This is a genomic window from Desulfobacterales bacterium (assembly GCA_029211065.1).
Taxonomy (GTDB): domain Bacteria; phylum Desulfobacterota; class Desulfobacteria; order Desulfobacterales; family JARGFK01; genus JARGFK01.
In genome coordinates this window covers 1-17930 of sequence record JARGFK010000098.1, presented here as the reverse complement: position 1 = coordinate 17930, position 17930 = coordinate 1, and the positions used below count along the sequence as shown (strand labels likewise).

General features: G+C 53.7%; 14 protein-coding genes. 8 read left to right on the top strand and 6 right to left on the bottom strand.

All coding sequences use genetic code 11. The annotated features are described in order from the left end of the window. Positions 1-508 precede the first annotated feature (508 nt). On the top strand, positions 509-2035 hold the full coding sequence (locus P1P89_17805) for a multiheme c-type cytochrome (GenBank protein MDF1593371.1): 1527 nt from the start codon (positions 509-511) through the stop codon (positions 2033-2035). A 66-nt stretch (positions 2036-2101) separates the two neighbouring features. Further along, on the top strand, positions 2102-3052 hold the full coding sequence (locus tag P1P89_17800) for a DUF523 and DUF1722 domain-containing protein (GenBank protein ID MDF1593370.1): 951 nt from the start codon (positions 2102-2104) through the stop codon (positions 3050-3052). A 277-nt stretch (positions 3053-3329) separates the two neighbouring features. Here the strand turns inward: P1P89_17800 and P1P89_17795 are convergent, their stop codons facing one another. Continuing rightward, positions 3330-3989, bottom strand: a complete 660-nt coding sequence (locus P1P89_17795; GenBank protein ID MDF1593369.1) for a lactate utilization protein — start codon at positions 3987-3989, stop codon at positions 3330-3332. Positions 3990-4230: 241 nt separating this feature from the next. On the opposite strand from P1P89_17795, the gene larA reads away from it, so the two are divergent. Continuing rightward, entirely contained in the window at positions 4231-5496 is a 1266-nt protein-coding gene (gene larA / locus P1P89_17790) for a nickel-dependent lactate racemase (GenBank protein MDF1593368.1), read from the top strand. On the opposite strand, the gene P1P89_17785 is transcribed toward larA, so the two are convergent. From P1P89_17785 to P1P89_17770, 4 genes are all read right to left on the bottom strand, one after another. Continuing rightward, entirely contained in the window at positions 5493-6545 is a 1053-nt protein-coding gene (locus P1P89_17785) for an isocitrate/isopropylmalate dehydrogenase family protein (GenBank protein MDF1593367.1), read from the bottom strand. The two genes, larA and P1P89_17785, sit on opposite strands and share 4 nt — an antisense overlap. A gap of 133 nt (positions 6546-6678) precedes the next feature. Beyond that, positions 6679-7794, bottom strand: a complete 1116-nt coding sequence (locus P1P89_17780; protein ID MDF1593366.1) for an ABC transporter ATP-binding protein — start codon at positions 7792-7794, stop codon at positions 6679-6681. 24 nt (positions 7795-7818) lie between these two features. After that, on the bottom strand, positions 7819-9525 hold the full coding sequence (locus tag P1P89_17775) for an iron ABC transporter permease (protein ID MDF1593365.1): 1707 nt from the start codon (positions 9523-9525) through the stop codon (positions 7819-7821). A 116-nt stretch (positions 9526-9641) separates the two neighbouring features. Next, a complete protein-coding gene (locus P1P89_17770) occupies positions 9642-10799 on the bottom strand; it encodes a substrate-binding domain-containing protein (protein ID MDF1593364.1) in 1158 nt (385 codons plus the stop codon). 628 nt (positions 10800-11427) lie between these two features. On the opposite strand from P1P89_17770, the gene P1P89_17765 reads away from it, so the two are divergent. The 5 genes from P1P89_17765 to P1P89_17745 all read left to right on the top strand — a co-directional run bounded on the left by P1P89_17765 (position 11428) and on the right by P1P89_17745 (position 17150). Continuing rightward, a complete protein-coding gene (locus P1P89_17765; protein MDF1593363.1) occupies positions 11428-12936 on the top strand; it encodes an MmgE/PrpD family protein in 1509 nt (502 codons plus the stop codon). Further along, the gene (gene prpB, locus P1P89_17760) at positions 12936-13829 is read left to right on the top strand and encodes a methylisocitrate lyase (protein MDF1593362.1); all 894 of its coding nucleotides are present in this window, start codon (positions 12936-12938) and stop codon (positions 13827-13829) included. Before P1P89_17765 ends, prpB begins: the two co-directional genes overlap by 1 nt. 14 nt (positions 13830-13843) lie before the next feature. Further along, entirely contained in the window at positions 13844-15397 is a 1554-nt protein-coding gene (locus P1P89_17755; GenBank protein MDF1593361.1) for an NAD(P)H-hydrate dehydratase, read from the top strand. Next, positions 15394-15870, top strand: a complete 477-nt coding sequence (tsaE, locus tag P1P89_17750) for a tRNA (adenosine(37)-N6)-threonylcarbamoyltransferase complex ATPase subunit type 1 TsaE (protein MDF1593360.1) — start codon at positions 15394-15396, stop codon at positions 15868-15870. Before P1P89_17755 ends, tsaE begins: the two co-directional genes overlap by 4 nt. A 62-nt stretch (positions 15871-15932) precedes the next feature. Next, positions 15933-17150 (top strand): aspartate kinase, encoded by a 1218-nt coding sequence (locus tag P1P89_17745; GenBank protein MDF1593359.1) that lies wholly within the window; start codon positions 15933-15935, stop codon positions 17148-17150. A 255-nt stretch (positions 17151-17405) separates the two neighbouring features. On the opposite strand, the gene P1P89_17740 is transcribed toward P1P89_17745, so the two are convergent. Then, positions 17406-17777: an isoprenylcysteine carboxylmethyltransferase family protein gene (locus P1P89_17740; protein MDF1593358.1), complete on the bottom strand. Its 372-nt coding sequence runs from the start codon at positions 17775-17777 to the stop codon at positions 17406-17408. Between the last annotated feature and the right edge of the window lie 153 nt (positions 17778-17930).

Below are 17930 nucleotides of genomic sequence, written 5' to 3'. Positions count from 1 at the left end.
AGCTCGGGAACCAATCGTCCTCCAATATAACCGGTGGCGCCGGTGACAAGAATTTTTCCAATTTCCGGTTGCGGTCTTGTGGGCAGGTCTTGGCAGAAAAGGTCTTTATCGTCAAAAGTCATGTCCGCCTCGGCAAGGAGCAAATTGATCATGAATTCCCCCCCCTTCCGATGAGAAAATAGTTTTGGCTATAGCTAAAAGGGGGCAGAGGGTTTTAAATGGGCATGAACGTGTTTAAAAAAAGTGTGCCACAATATGGCATATTAGTCAACGCTGTTTCGAGGGTCCGTCAAAAGGCGCAATGAAAAGCGCAATAAGGATAAAAGGAGCATCCATTGGATTATTGGCGCGCAATCTGTTATTTTTGGTTGCCAGAAAAACTTTTTTGTATAAAATATGCTTCAGTGATTATTTTTCCCTTTCGAAAAAACAACCCTCTCGACCAGAAATTTGTGTGATCGTAGATAACAAAGTCCAAATAATACTGATAAAGATTAAGGAGATTAACATGAAAAAAGTGGTTAGATATTTCTCATTGCTGCTCTTGATCTTAACAGCCATGAACGGACTCTGCCTTGCAGCCCCCGTCAGCGACGCCACCCAGGAGTGTCTGGATTGTCACGCGGTCATCCATCCCGGCATTGTGGAAGACTGGAAACAGAGCCGCCATGCCCGCATGACGCCCGGGGAGGCAGCCGCCGTCTCAGGCCTTGGCCTTAAAGTTTCCAGCAAATCCGTCCCGGCTGATTTACAATCCGTTGCAGTGGGGTGTGCGGAATGTCATACCCTCAGACCTGCCGCCCACAAGGATACCGTCGATCACATGGGCCACGAAGTTCATATGGTGGTCAGCCCGAAAGACTGCGCCGTCTGCCATACCGAAGAAGAATCTCAGTATTCCGGAAATATCATGGCCCATGCCTACAAGAATCTGGCGGAAAACCCGGTTTATAACGCACTGGAACAGTCCATCATCGGCAAACCTGAACGGACCGGTGGCCGTATCCGTTTTGCGCCTTCCCATCCGGACACCCAAGCTGAAACCTGCTACTACTGCCATGGAACCCGTTTGAAAGTATCCGGGTTTGAAACCAGGGATACGGATATGGGAGAAATGCAGTTTCCCGTCATCTCCGGCTGGCCCAACCAGGGGGTCGGGCGTGTGAACCTGGACGACAGCCTCGGATCCTGCTCAGCCTGTCATACCCGCCATACGTTTTCCATCGAAATGGCCAGAAAGCCGTATACGTGCAAGGAATGCCATGCCGGCCCCGACGTCCCCGCATATAAGGTCTATAGCGCCAGCAAACATGGAAATATATTTTCAGCGATGCATTCAAAATGGGATTTTCAACCGGTTCCCTGGTCAATCGGAAAAGATTTCAAAGCGCCCACCTGCGCCGCCTGTCATGTCAGCCTGCTGGTGAATACGGAAGGGTCGGTCATCGCCAAACGGACCCACCAGATGAGCGACCGGCTGAGCTGGCGGATTTTCGGCCTGATTTATGCCCACCCGCAGCCCAAAGAACCGGATACCACCCTTATCCGAAACAAGGACGGGCTGCCGCTGCCCACCGATTTCGGCGGTGATCCTGCCGCTGATTTCCTCATCGATACCGAGACCCGCAAAAAACGGACCGAAACCATGCAGGCCGTCTGCCGCAGCTGCCATGACGACCGCTGGGTCCGGGGGCACTGGCAGCGACATGAAAGCACCATCGCTGAAACCAATGCCGCCACCGCCACAGCGACCCAAATCATGGCGGATATCTGGCAACACGGCCTGGCACAGGGCCTGGATCGCAGCGCCAACCCCTTTGATGAGACCGTTGAAAAAATATGGACCGATACCTGGCTCTTTTATGCCAACACCATCCGGTTCAGCGCTGCCATGGCCGGCGGCGGCGACTACAGTGCCTTTGCCGACGGCCGCTATTTTATGACCCGGCGGATTCTGGAATTGAACGACTGGCTGGATCTGCGGTTGCGGCAACAGCCGCTAAAGGAAGCCGCCGCAACGGAGCAGCCGAAATGAAAGCAAACGTTACCCTAAAAACCGCCATTTATAGGAAAAACATTTTTCAGCGAAAGGCAAATCCATATGGAAAATACGTTTAAAATCGGGGTGAGCGCCTGCCTTCTGGGTCAAAACGTGCGTTATGACGGCGGTCACAAACTGGACCGCTTTATAACCGACACCCTCGGTCTGTATGTCTCCTTTGTACCGGTCTGCCCTGAGGCGGAGTGCGGCCTGGGGGTCCCGCGTGAATCCATGCACCTTGAGGGTGAAGTTCATGCGCCCCGCCTGGTAACGACCAAAACCAAAAAAGACGTCACCGATCAGATGCTGCAGTGGGCCAAACTGCGGCTGAAGGCGCTCCAAAAGGAAAATCTCTGCGGCTTTATTTTCAAAAGCAAGTCCCCCAGCAGCGGCATGGAACGGGTGAATGTCTTTAATGAAAAAGGGATGCCCGTCAAAAAAGGGAGCGGCCTTTTCGCCGCAGCCTTCATGAAACAGTTTCCGCTGATTCCGGTGGAAGACGACGGCCGTCTTCATGACCCCAAAATCAGGGAGAATTTTATCGAACGCATTTTTACATTGCAACGCTGGCGCCGGATCTCATCCGGTCGTAAACGTATCGGCGATCTGGTCGACTTTCATACCCGGCACAAACTTTTGATTCTTTCCCACAGCCAGAAGCATTACCGCTTCATGGGCAAACTGGTGGCAGCCGCCAAAGAGTACCCTCCCGGAGAATTATTCCGGATCTATGAAGCCGCCCTGCTGGAAGCCCTCAAGCACAAAACCACCATTCAAAAGAACACGAATGTATTGCAGCACCTGATGGGTTATTTTAAAAAGCAGACTTCAGCCGATGAAAAGCAGGAGATGCTCCAAATTATCGATCAATATCGCGCCGGCCATGTGCCCCTGGTCGTACCGGTCACGCTGATCAATCATTATATCCGAAAATACCAACAGCCCTATCTGAGCGGCCAGTTCTATCTGCAACCCCATCCCGTAGCGCTGCAGCTGCGTAATCATGTCTGACCTAACAATTCCCAGTGGATGCCAAAACTAAGCCGGGCGATTGCATTTAGTGCCGGAGAGCTTTTTAAATCCCTCCGCCCCCCCTTTGAGACTGTATCGTAATTGTTAAAATTGAATCTTTTTTTCCATGTCATGCCGGACCTGATCCGGCATCCAGGTGAACATCAACTTGAAAATATTCTGGATTCCGGGTCAAGCCCGGAATGACGAAAAATCTTGGAATGCTTGTTTTTATAATTACGACACAGCCTCTTTGGACGGGGATTTGCCATGCGCTCTAAAAACCCAAAGGTTCACCGATGATCAGGACACAGATCCGCTCCTGATCCCTTGAGCAGCCTTCGATGATGACCGTGTTGCAACACAGCCGGGCGGGCGGGCGGCACTCGCTGCAGAACCCGGTATCGGTGCAGGGAGACCGAAAAGGCGGCTTCAGGTCGTGCTTATGCGCATTAATCGGAGCGGCGATGTTTTTAACCCGGGCGATGGCCTCCTCAACGTTGGCGACGATCTTGTTGGCCCCGACAGCCACAACGACTTTCAGCGGACCGAAGATCATCCCGGCCACGCGATTTCCCAGGCCGTCGATGCTCACCAGCTTTCCATCCAGGGTCACGGCGTTCGTACCCGTCAGAAAAATATCCGAGGTCAGCGCTTTTCTTCTTAAGGCCAGGCTCTCCGGGCGGGTGATCCCTTTTTTCCAGGGATTCAGCAGCTGATAGCCGCCTTTTTCAAGTGCATCAATGACGCCGATCTCTTTCAGGGTCAGCGAGTCGCCCACTCCGATGCAGGCCTCCTTTGAAACCCGCCCCATAATCTCTTTGAAAGCAGCCTTGGCGTCCGGTATGTACTTGGCTTCAAAACAATTTCTGCGAAGGTTCTTTATAGCGGTTTCAGCCTGTTTCTCATAAAACCAACGTTGATAAATCGCCTCCATTTGCCCCCCTTTTTTATAAAAGTCTCAAGTCGACCACAGAATCGACCGTATCATCCTTTTAAGCTGTCGATTCATAACACGTTTTCACCCCAGCGCCAACCAAATGGATGTTGTCGCTGTTGTCAAAAATACCGCCCATCTAATCGACTGACATTTTTTATTGTTTTTTGAATATTTTTCAGTATGGTATCGGGACGCAGGACGGACAGAAACCAAAAACTTTTTAAGCATTGAGGTTTTCATGAAAATAGAACTGCCATACGGCGATACTTCTCTGGCGGTTGAGGTTCCGGATCATGCCCGGGTGGTAATTCCGGAGGACCTGGCCGGCGTTGCGGACATCCGGACTGAAATCCGCAGGGCCATCGACAACCCCATCGGCACGCCCCTTTTGACGCAGCTGGCCGCAGGCAAATCAGATGCGGTCATTGTGATCAACGATATCACCCGGCCTGCCCCCAGCGGCATCATGCTGGAAGAATTGCTCCGGGATTTGTCCGTTGCCGGAATAAACGAAGACAAGGTCACGGTCGTCATTGCCACGGGAAACCACCGCCCCAACACCGGCGAAGAAATCAAGGCCATGATCGGCCCCGGCCTGGCTTCCCGGCTGCGGGTTGTCAATCATGACTGCGACGACCGCGACAATCTCACCAGCCTCGGCCATACGGATTCGGGGCTGCCGGTATGGATCAACCGGCTGGTGGCCAAGGGCGCATTTAAAATTGCAACCGGCCTGATTACGCCGCACCACGGCGCCGGCTACAGCGGCGGCCGCAAAAGCGTCATGCCGGGGGTTGCCGGATTGAAATCCTTAAACCAGCATCATTCCCTGCCGATTCGCCCTTATCATCCGGCCTATGGGTGGATGAAAGGAAATCCCTTTCACGAAGAAGCCGTAAAGGTCGCCCGCAAGGTCGGGGTCGATTTCATTCTGAATGTCGTCAAGAATTCATGCGGCCAGGTGGTGGCGGCCGTTGCCGGCGAACTGGAAACGGCCCACGCGAATGGCGTTTCCATCTGCCGGAAAAGCTGGCAGCTGGATCTTCCCCATCAATTTGATGTGGTGATTGTCACCCCCGGCGGATATCCCCGGGATATCGATCTGCACCAGTCCCAAAAGGCCATGTCCACCGCCGAGATGGTTGTCGCAGCCGATGGGGCCATCGTGTTGCTGGCCGAATGCCGCGACGGCATCGGCAAATACGCCGACTGGCTCAAACAGGCTGAAACTCCGCGGGACGTGATTGCCCGCTTTGAGTGTGAAGGATTTACCAAGGACCACTCCTCTAAGGCATTTATGTGCGCCAGGGCGCTGGCGCATTACAGCGTCCATATTTTCTGCGACGGAATCCCTGCGGAAGAGGCCTCCCAGATGTTTTTCAAGCCGGCGGCAACCGCCCAAGCCGCCATTGACGCCGCCCTGGCCCTGAAAGGGCCGCATGCCCGGGTGCTGGTCCTGCCCCAGGCGGTCAGCTGTGTCCCCTGTGTAAAAGACGAAAGCTAAACCCGCTCAACGATCGACCGGGTCAGCTCCCGGGTGGTCGCTTTTCCGCCCAGGTCGGGGGTATGATTTTCAGGATTCAACAGCGCGTCCGCAACGGCCTGTTCAATTTTGGCCGCTGCCGCCTCTTCTCCTAAATGACGCAGCATCAGAACACCGCTGAGGATCTGTGAAACCGGATTGGCAATCCCTTTTCCGGCGATATCCGGGGCTGTACCGTGAACCGGTTCGAATAAAGATGCTTCCGTCCCGTAGGTCGCACCGGCCCCGAGCCCCAGGCTGCCGGCCGCCGAAGAACACAGATCCGACATGATGTCCCCATACTGGTTCGGCATGACCGCCACACTAAAAAGGGCCGGCCGGGCAACCACCAGCGCACAGCTGGCATCCACATACCTGTCTTCAAATACGATTTCAGGATAGGCGGGGGCAATCTCCCTGGCAACCCTCAAGAAAAGACCGTCGGTCTGCTTGAGCACATTGGCCTTATGCACGGCAGTCACTTTTTTCCTGCCATGGGTCCGGGCTAGTTCAAACGCGAATCGAACCACTTTTTCGCTGGCCCGGCGGGTAATGATTTTCAGGGCCACGGCCGTATCATCCCCGGTGGTATATTCATGGGCGATATAAATATCTTCACTGATCTCCCGAACGACAACGATATCGAGGCCCTGGATGGGAGCCGGAACGCCTTTAAAATTGCGGGCCAGTCGGACGGCGGCAAATCCGCCGCCTTCCCTTCTGAGCGCATTCTGAACACTGTTGTAGGATCTGGGCGGTCTTCCGCCGGGAATCCCGCGCCGCCAGCCGGGCGTGATCATGGCATCTTCCATCTCAACCGCAACCGGTCCTTTTAAACATACCCCGCATTCGATATAGGTTTCCAGGGATTCATCCGGTAGCGGGGTCCCCGGTTGCTGCCGTATCGCCGCTGCGCCTCCTAAAATCTCCACCCACTCGACATTGACACCGGCAGCCTCGATAGCTTCCACGGCGGCGGCGGTTATCTCAGGGCCGATACCGTCTCCCGGCATCAAAGCAACTTTAAGCATCTTCATTCCTTTCCAGCATACGTATAAAAATAACAAAACCCCGCTCTCTTCTATGGATCGAGGCCCTGTTGGACATTATGCTCATTTATTCGTGAGTTTTTAGCAATTCGAAATGCGACCGTCGGCGCATCTATTATGTCTGTCTAATTTTAGCCCCATTCTTAACGCCGATCAGCAATACATCTTTGGGGTCAATCTGAATATAGATATCGGATCCGCTTTTTGCCTTGACTCTAAAGGGGGTTCGGCACCGCAGCTCCTTGCCCTTGACTTCGACCACCATATCAAATAATCCACCCAGAAAGTTTTTCCGGACCAGCCGGGCTGGCCAGGTGTTGACTTCGTTCTGGGGCTTATCGGGATAAATAATGATATTTTCCGGTCGGACCGATGCCAGCACCTTTTGACCTTCCGCATAATTGGTGCGGGTTGTTTGAACTTTTGTCCGAAAACTTTCCTCTTCGATGCTGACAACAGATCCATCGTCCCGGCGGCTTAAAACGGAAGCGCGTAAAAAGTTAATCTTGCCGATAAAATCAGCCACAAATTCATTGACAGGGTCAAAATAAATCTCTTCGGGATCACCCCGTTGGATGACTTTGCCAAATTCCATGACCAATACTTCGTCGGAAAGGACCATGGCTTCTTCCTGATCGTGCGTTACGTATACCGTCGTAACCCCGATTTTGCGCTGCAATTCCAGAATCTCAAACCGCATCTGCTCCCTTAACTTGGCATCCAGGTTGCTGAGGGGCTCATCCAGCAATAACACGGCAGGTTCATATACGATGGCCCGGGCAAACGCCACCCGCTGCTGCTGCCCGCCGCTTATCTCGCTGGGCAGCCGGTCCTTTAACTCCTCGATACCCACCATCTGCATGGCCCGCAGCACCCGCTCATTGACTTCACTCCCGGACGCTTTTCGAATCCGAAGTGGAAAGGCAATATTCTCAAAAACAGACATGTGCGGCCAGACCGCGTAGGACTGGAAAACCATGCCCATCCCTCTTTTCTGGGGTGAAATATTAATTTTTTGCCCGGAATCGAAAACAAGCCGGTCTCCGATCCAAATCTGTCCTTCATCGGCATTTTCAAACCCGGCCAGGCAGCGCAAGGTCGTGGTCTTGCCGCATCCTGAAGGTCCCAGCAGGGTCACGATTTTACCGTCCGGGATATGAATGTCCACTCCATCTATGGCGGTAACATTTCCAAATCTTTTGATTAGTTTTTCTATTCTGACATCCGGCATTTGATCAGCCCCTCCATTATTTTCTTAGCGAACAACATCGGTAATGCGTATTTTGAAAACCCACGAAAAAAGTATCAGGCAGACAGCCGTCAATAAAAGCTGCATTGTTCCGATAGCGGCAAGGTGCGGGAACATGCCATCGTGCCACAGGTCGAACATGGTCACGCTCATCACCTCGCTGCCGCTGGAATACAGGAGGATCGAGCAGCTCAACTCGCGCATAAAGGTGACAAACAGCAGAATAAAGCCGGCCACCAGCCCGGGTTTGAGCAGCGGCAAAGACACCGACCGGAATGTGCGGATCCAGGTAGCGCCCGAAATATTGGCCGACTCCTCCAGGGTTTTGTCGATCTGGCGCAGGGTGCTTTCGATGGACCGCAGGCTGTAAGGGATAAAGCGGGACACATAGGCGATCATCAGAATCCAAATGGTGCCGTAAATGGGTATGGGCGAACGGATCCAGGCCCACATATAAGCCACACCCAGGATCAGCCCCGGCACGGCTACCGGCAGGGTGGCGACGGTGTCCAGGGCATCCTTGCCGAAAGCTTTGGTCCGGACCACCACCCAGGCAATGATTGCGCTGATCATGACGGCAATGGCGGCGCCCACAATCGAAAGAAAAAGCGAATTTTTAACAGCAGTCCACGTATTGGGATATTCAAAAAGGATATACTGCCAGTTTTCAAGGGTGAGGTATTTCAGTTTGGGGTGGATGCTCCAGAATTTAAAAAAAGATATCGCAATAAAGGTGCCGAAAGGCAGAATGACCACCAGCAGAATATACCCCAACAGATAGCTCAGGGTGAAATAGCGCCATTTGCCCAGGGGAATGACATGGGGCCGAAAACTTTTACCGCCGACGGTCACAAACTCTTTGCCTTTCATAATTCGATTGCGCAGGTACACCATGCTGCCGGTAAAAAACAGCATCACCATAGCCACCGTGGCGCCCATGGAATAATCCTGGGGATATTCCTGCAGCAGGTAGAAAATTCGAGTGGTCAGGACAAACCAGCGCTGGTTCATCCCCAGTACGCTGGGAATACCGAACTGCTCCGCCGCCGCTACGAAAATCAGGAGGGCTGACGCCAGAATACCGGGCGCCATCAGCGGCAGGGTAATACGCAGCATGGTCTGGGGCTTGGTGGCGCCGGCGCTGAGGGCCGCTTCCTCCAGGGTGGGATCCATGTTGCGCAGGGTGCCCGAGACAATCAGAAAGGCATAAGGGGAATAATAAATCCCCATGACCCAGATAATGCCCCAGGGGCCGAAGATTTCAAAGGGGCGCACCCCGAAAAGGATGTCAAACCACCCGTTGATCAGGCCGTAATCATTCGAGGCCAGGCCGGTCCATGCCAGTGCCCCGATAAAGGGTGAAAGAAAAAACGGTACAATCAGGGGGATTTCCAGTTTGCCCGCCCAGGGCGTATCGGTACGGGTGACGATCCAGGCCAGGCTTACCCCCAGAAAAACCCCCAGAAGGGTGCCGCCGATAGATATCCAGACCGTGTGGCCCAGTTCAACCCAGAACCAGTCGGCGTCAAACATCCGCTTGTAGTTATCAAATGAAAGCGGCGACGGTTCTCCCGGCGGCGTGGATTTAAACGTCCCGTAAACCATAATGGAAAGGGGGTAAATCACCGTCACACCGATCATGACGGCGATAACGATAACGAGGATGGAATCCCGACGCGAAAGGAGCCTTAGATATGGAATGATTCGTTTCATGGATCATAGCCTCTCAACAATCGATTTCACTTCACGGAGACAGAAAGGGTTATTGTGAAAAATTGGCCGGGCTGTTTACTTCGACAAGCCCGGCCATGGGGATATATCTTCAACTCCTATTTGGCTCTGGCCTTTTTCTTGGCCGCACCGAAAACCTGTTCGAATTTCGCCAGCAGGTCCTTGGTATCCGCATCCAGCTGGCGGTAATCGATGTCGATGATATTGAGGTCGTCATACCCGGGCATATGCTTGAATTTCATCATACCCGTTTTGCGGCCGGTATTGCTGGAGCCGCCCTTTTGAAATGCCTGGCATCCCTCGGAAGACAGAAAATAGTTATAGAAGAGCTTGGCGGCATTGGGGTTGGGTGATTCCTTGATGATGGCGCACGGGCCCGGGCCCACGGCCACGCCTTCTTTGGGCCAGTAGCCTTTTAAAGGCGTTCCCTTGATCATATTTTCATTGATGCGGTAATCGAGATCCTCCATGGATACGGGGTACTTCCCGGCCAGGATTTCCTTGTCCATGGAACCATGACTGGTAAAGGTGCCGGCATCGGCTTCACCCCAGGCCCGGAACCAGTCCCAGGCGGTCTCCCCGTGATGTTTCACCAGTGAATAGACCCAGGCCAGGGCATTGGCGCTGCCATGCGGGTCGCCGATGGCGATCTTGCCGAACCATTCTTCTTTCTGTGCCAGCTTCGCCCCTTCAGCGTAGGACTTGGGTGCGTCCGCATCGGAGACGATATCCGAATTCCAGGCAATCGCCATGGTCGTGAACCGCACCGGTGCAAAATATTCCGGGTTGGTCCACTTTTCCCAGTAGTTCTTGATTTCAGGGGATTCGTATTTCATGAAGCGGCCCTCGTCGGTCATCGTCAGAAACGCACTGTAAAGGGATGTGTGAAGCACATCGCAAACAGTCTTGCCGGCCCGCCACTCGGTATCCAGCTTGGTATGACATTTGACGCTCCCGCCCCGGTAGACATTACATTTCACCCCGGGATATTTTTTCATAAAAGCCTTTGCCAGAGCGCTGCCGGCCTTGGTCGAGGAGGATTGATAGAGGGTAACCTGGCCTTCTTTCTTGGCAGCCGCGTACAGTTTTTCCTGTTCAGCCAAAGTGGCGCTGTTCATCGGCTCCACCGCTGCCTCGGCGATCAGCGCCTGGAGCGGGTTGATCCCCAGCATGGCGGCACCCCCGACAACACCGGTCGTTTTAATGAATTCCCGACGGTTCATGAACAAAAAGTTTTCATTTTCTCTTCTTTTCATGGACACCTCCTTTATACGGTTAAAAACACAATTCCCCGGATCGCATTAAATTCAGGAATGCAGTATCCAGACCCTGTAAAAACACCCCCACTGTTGAAATATCGGATATTGCAGCGGGCATCAAAACTGCAGATTGCCGCGCGAAAATACCCGCGAGTATTTAACAAAAAGGGACTGTTTTTTATTGTTTAAGATTTATAAAAATGGCTCAGCCATTAGTTGCTGATGAACAGATCTGATGAATAAAGAGCATAACTTGTTTGATTTAAGCGATATTTTTAACCTATTTGACCGGTAAGACCAAGTTAGTATCTACCCCATTCGCTTGTCAAGGTTTTTTTTGTTTTGGATTCCGGCAAACAAGTGTGAAAATCAAGCGGTCTGATTCCCCTTGCGGGAAAGGCTATACCGCTTTCCATAATAAAGTTCCGAAACAATGAATTGCGGTATAAGCGGTTGTATAAAAAAACGTTGGTATAACGGAACGTTTTTTTGACAACCGCTATAACCGCCGTGATCGGCTTCCCAACGTTTTTTTATTGCTTTCAATATAACTTCTTGTAAACTTAATTGTATTTTACGTTGTTGCTGAAATACTTGGGTGCTCTGGGTGTTTGGAGAAAATTTCGTGAAGATTCATACAGTGCGGGTATACCCTTCAAAAGCAAAACTCCCCAAAGAAAACCAGCTGGCCTGGAAACTGGCCGAAGTTGCCGCCCATAGCGCCCCCATAACCGCTGCCGTTGAAAGCATGATCATCAACCGCATCATCGATAATGCGGCCGTTGCCGTTGCCGCCATTAACCGGCAGGCGGTCTGCAGCGCCCGCTCCCAGGCCCTGGCGCACCCCCGGCGGTCCGGGGCCACCGTGTTCGGCCTTCCCGCCGGAAAGACATTTGCCGCCGAATGGGCGGCCTGGGCCAACGGCACTGCCGTACGCGAACTGGACATGCATGATACGTTTCTGGCGGCGGACTATTCCCATCCGGCCGACAACATCCCGCCGATTCTGGCGGTTGCCCAGCAATGCAGCCGCTCCGGCAAAGACCTGATTCAGGCGGTTGCAACCGCCTATGAGATCCAGATCGGTCTGGTGAAAAGCATTTGCCTGCACCGGCACAAAATCGACCACATCGCCCATCTGGGGCCGTCTGCGGCTGCCGGAATCGGCCGCCTGCTGGGGCTGAACACGGATGTCATTTATCAGGCCGTCCAGCAGGCCCTGCATGTTACCTGCACCACCCGGCAGTCGCGCAAAGGCGAAATCTCAAGCTGGAAAGCCTATGCCCCGGCCCATGCCGGCAAACTGGCCATTGAAGCCGTTGACCGGGCCATGCGCGGAGAAAAGAGTCCGTCCCCCATTTACGAAGGTGAAGACGGCGTCATTGCCTATCTGCTGGCCGGCCCCGCCGCCGAGTATCAGGTGCCGCTGCCGGAAGCAGGGGAACCCAGAGCAGCCATCCTGGAATCCTACACCAAAGCGCACTCGGCCGAATACCAGGCCCAGGCCCTGATCGATCTGGCATTCAGACTGCGATCAAAAATAACAAACCTTGATGATGTCGACGGCATTATCATCCACACCAGCCATCATACCCATCACGTTATCGGCAGCGGCGCCGGCGACCCTCAGAAACTCGACCCCGGCGCCAGCCGGGAAACCCTTGATCACAGCATCATGTACATCTTTGCGGTTGCGCTCCAGGACGGTATCTGGCATCATGTCCACAGTTATGCGCCCGAAAGGGCTTGCCGGCCGGATACGGTCAGGCTCTGGCATAAGATCCGCACCGTTGAAGACCCCGATTGGACCCGCCGCTATCATGACCCGAACCCGCGGCGCAAAGCCTTTGGTGCAGCGGTGGTGGTCACGTTTAAAAACGGCGAATCGCTTAAAGATGAAATTGCGCTGGCAGATGCCCATCCGGCCGGTGCCAGACCCTTTGGCCGAAATGATTATATAAACAAATTCGACACCCTGACGGAAGGCATTATTACCGCAAACGAACGAAATCGCTTTATCCAAAGGGTTCAGCAAATACCGGACCTGGAGCCTGAAGCCATCCGGCAGCTGAGTATCCAGGTCCCCCAGCGCAAACTCGAAAGCAAAACCCGTGATCAGAGGGGTATTTTCTAATGCTGTACGCAAAAAAACCGATTCAACAAAAAAGGTTTGAGTTTCGCGCCGCCCTGCAACAAAATAAATTGCTGCGTTTTCCCGGCGCTTTTTCACCCCTGGTGGCCATGCTCATTGAGCAGATGGGTTTTGACGGCATTTATATTTCCGGCGGCGTGCTTTCAAATGACCTGGGGCTGCCTGATATCGGGCTGACGACTTTGAGCGAGGTTTCCCAGCGGGGACGGGCAATCGCCCGCGTATCGGACCTGCCTGCGATCATCGATATCGATACCGGTTTCGGCGAGCCCATGAATGTTGCCCGCACCATCCAGGAAATGGAAGAACTGGGGCTGTGCGGCTGCCACCTGGAAGACCAGGTCCATCCCAAGCGCTGCGGACACCTGGACAACAAAGTTCTGGTGGACCCCGACGCCATGATAAAAAAAATCAAGGCCGCCGCAGCCGCCAGGCGCGACCCCAATTTTGTATTGATCGCCCGGACCGATGCCCGTGCCACGGAAGGGCTGCCCCAAGCCATTGCCCGGGCCAAAGCCTATGTGAATGCCGGCGCGGACATGATTTTTCCGGAAGCCCTGCAGGATGAAGCTGAGTTCCAGAAATTCCGCAGCGCCATGCCGGTTCCGCTGCTGGCCAACATGACGGAATTCGGCAAAACAAAGCTGTTAAGCTATAAAACCCTGCAGGCGCTGGGCTACAACATTGTCATCTATCCGGTTACGACGCTGCGGCTGGCCATGAAGGCGGCTGAAGAGGGTCTGGCGGAGATCCTTGCAAAGGGGACCCAGGAAGAGCTGCTTCCGAAAATGCAGCACCGCAAACGTCTCTACGAAATATTACGCTACCAGGATTACAACCGGTTCGATAATGACATTTTTAATTTCAAACTTTAACAGGAGGCTATGCCATGTATCTCGTCACCGCCGGTGAAATGCAGGAGATGGATCGCCGAACCATTGAAACATTCGGTCTCCCCGGCCGGCTGCTGATGGAAAACGCCGGCCGCGGCGCGACCCGGGTGCTGCTTCAGACCTTTTCCGGGCTGACCGATAAAAAGGTGGCGGTCATTGCCGGCCGCGGCAACAACGGCGGCGACGGTTTTGTCATGGCGCGCTGTTTGTTTCAAAAAGGCGTCCCTGTACGCGTATTTCTTCTGGCCGAAGGCAAAACGGTCAAGGGCGATGCCGCGGCCAATCTCAAACTGCTCAAGCCCCTGGGCATCCCGGTGGATGAAATACCGGACCGAAACGCTTTTAAAAAATACAAAACAGCCATGCGCCATCAGGATATCTGGGTCGATGCCATTCTGGGGACCGGTTTGAAATCGGATGTGGATGGGTACTTCAGGGAAATCATCGATTTTATCAACGCCCGGAACCGGCCGGTTTTTTCCGTGGACATCCCCTCCGGTCTGGACAGCGATAGCGGACACCCCCGCGGCGCCTGTATCCGCGCCCATACCACTGCGACCTTCGGCTTTGCCAAAATCGGGCACGTGCTGCTGCCCGGCGCAGACTATACCGGCCGGCTCCAAATTGTCGATATCGGAATTCCCGATCATATCGCCGCGGAAGTGGGACCGACCCAGTATTTACTGACGGCAGAGATGATACAGGACCGGCTTGCCCCGCGGTCTTCGGACGCTCATAAGGGCACCACCGGTCATTTACTGGTTGTGGCCGGTTCCCCCGGCAAAACCGGCGCTGCGGCCATGACGGCCGCGGCAGCCATGCGGACCGGCGCAGGCCTGGTGACCCTGGGCGTGCCTGCAAGCCTGAATCCGGTTCTGGAAACCCAGGTTCTGGAAGCCATGACAGTTGCCCTGCCGGAAACCGTCGACGCCATGTTCGCCGAAGCCGCCTTCGACCGGATACAGGGTCTGCTTTCCGGAAAACAGAGTCTTGTCTTTGGGCCGGGGGTCGGAATTTCATCGGAAATCGAATCCCTCCTGCGCCGCATGCTGCCAATCCTGAACATCCCCATGGTGATCGACGCCGACGGATTAAACAATCTGGCCGCGGATATGGACATGCTCAAAACCGCAAACGCCCCGATAATTTTAACGCCCCATCCGGGAGAAATGGCCCGGTTGTTGGGCGCTTCCGTCCAGCAGGTCCAGACAGAACGCCTGACCTGCGCACGCGAACTTGCCCGTAAATATAAGTTACATGTGGTTCTGAAAGGCGCACGCACCGTCATTGCCCATCCGGACGGCAAAGCTTACATCAATCCCACCGGCAATGCCGGGATGGCATCCGGCGGCATGGGAGATGTGCTCACCGGCGTTATCGGGGGATTGCTGGCCCAGGGCTACACCCCCGAAGCGGCAGCCCATGTGGGTGTATATCTCCACGGCGCCGCTGCTGACAGGCTGGCGGAACAAATCGGCCCCATCGGTTTTCTCGCAAGCGATGTCATAAATGCCATCCCCGCCCAGATTAAAAAGCTGCTAAACGGATGATAACTTACCGGCTTGAAATAATCTCCCGCGGCGATGGCGAAACCCGGACACTGGGCCGAAAAATAGGCGCTCTGGCGCCCCATGGCCTGATTGTGGCCTTGACCGGTGATCTGGGAAGCGGCAAAACGTGTCTGGTGCAGGGGCTTGCCAGGGGCCTGGGCGTACCGGAAGAATACATCGTCACCAGCCCCTCTTACACCCTGATAAACGAATACCCGGGACGCTTGCCGTTATATCATGCGGACTTGTATCGCATCGAGAATCCGGTTGATTTTGATGATATCGGGCTTTATGACATCGTCGCCGGCAGCGGGGTAACGGCCATCGAATGGGCCGACCGGATGCAGCCGGAAGATCTGGTTGAATATCTATCCATCGCATTTGAAATTCTGGATGATTCACTCCGCAAAATCATCTTGACCGCATCTGGACATCCGGCTGTTAATCTGTTAAAAAAGCTTGAAAATATTTAAGGATGTATTATGTTATCCGGCCGTGGAAAGATAGTGGTTCGATTTAAATATAAGGAGCGGAAATGAGCCTAATCGTACAAAAATTCGGCGGCACATCTGTCGCCAATCTTGAACGAATTGAGAATGTCGCCATGCGGGTGGCCAAAGCCTTTGACGATGGAAATGATGTCGCGGTCATCCTTTCCGCCATGTCCGGCGTGACGGACGGACTGATCAATATGGCAAAGCAGATCACCGAAATGCCAGACAAACGCGAGTTGGATGTTCTGCTGGCCACCGGCGAACAAACCACCGCCGCCCTGCTGGCCATGAATTTAAAATCCAAGGGGTATTCCGCCCAGTCTCTCCTCGGCTTTCAGGCCCAGGTAAAGACGGACTGCGCTTTCGGAAACGCCCGCATACTGGACATTGACGCGGAACGGATCAAAGAGTTGCTCCGGCAGCGTTACATCGTCGTCATCGCCGGGTTCCAGGGGTGCGACGCCCAGGGCAATATCACCACCCTGGGAAGGGGCGGCTCCGACACATCGGCCGTCGCCATCGCCGCCGCGCTTAAAGCCGACACCTGTGAAATATACACCGATGTGGACGGCGTTTACACGGCCGACCCCAATGTCTGTAAAAAGGCCCGCAAACTGGATAAGATTGCCTATGATGAAATGCTGGAAATGGCCAGCATCGGCGCCAAGGTTTTACAGATCCGGTCAGTTGAATTTGCGAAAAAGTACAACGTTGCCGTACACGTGCGGTCATCATTTAATGAGGAGGTGGGAACCATGGTCGTCAATGAAGAGCCCAATATGGAGCGGGTTGTTGTTACCGGGGTTACGACAAACAAAAACGAAGCGCGCATCACCCTGAAAAAGGTTCCCGACCAGCCGGGGATTGCCGCAAAGATATTTACACCGGTCTCGGATGCGGGGATCCTTGTGGATATGATTATTCAGAATACCCGCTCCGGCGGAGAAACGGACCTGACCTTCACGGTCGCCAAAACGGACTTCAAAGCAGCGCTGGAAATCGAAAAAAAGATCGCAAAGGAAATTGGCGCCGAAGAGGTTATAGGTGATACCAATATCGCCAAAGTCTCCGTGGTGGGGGTGGGGATGCGAAGCCACCACGGCGTGGCGGCCACCATGTTTTCAGCCTTGGCCAAAGAAAATATCAACATCCTGATGATCAGCACATCCGAGATCCGGATCTCCTGCGTCGTTGAGGAAAAATATGTAGAACTGGCAGCCCAGGTCCTGCACACGGCCTTTGGCCTGGACAAGGAATGACCCTGATTGATCGCAAACAAAATGAAAGTGAAAAGATTCAGTCCCCGTCAACTGATTTTTACCCTGACATTGGCCGCCATCATCCTGGGGCTGGTTGTTTATCGGGCTGTCTTTTCACCCGTCTGAAATACAGTAACGAGTGACGAGTAACAAGTAAATAGTCACGAGAAATAAGGGAATTTTTCTTGCATCCAACTCGTTACTTGTCACTCGTCATTCTTCATTCGTCATTCGCCCCTCGTCCCTCGCCCCTCGTCACTTTTTTAATTTGGGAATCCACCGGGAAACCATTCTGCAATACCCCTCATAAGAATCCCCGAACTTTCGGCGCAGATGCGGCTCTTCGTAAAAAACCACAAACAGGTGAAAAGCGGCCGCCAGCGCAGCCACATATATCAGCAGCCGGAAAGATTGAAACCACAGGACGTGCCCCAAGAGGATGACCAGCGCCCCCAGATACATGGGGTTTCGAACGAACCGGTACAACCCTTCTGCAACCATGATCTTTGGGGGATCGATGGGCGCAGGGGTCCCCCTCCCCTTTAAAGCAAAATCCAACGCACTCCACAAAAGAAAGACCGCTCCCGCCAGCCAGGGCAATAAGGCGGCGTAACGAAAGGGCCCCAAGTTAAATTGCCAAATTGGGCCCAAAAGTGCAATCTTATAAGGTGCCCAGATAAGAAGAGGTCCGGGAACCAAAACCAGGAAAAATATTGTTTTAAAAACGGTCATCCTTCCCATTCACCTGCATAAATTGAGCAACTTGAAAGATGCATGACT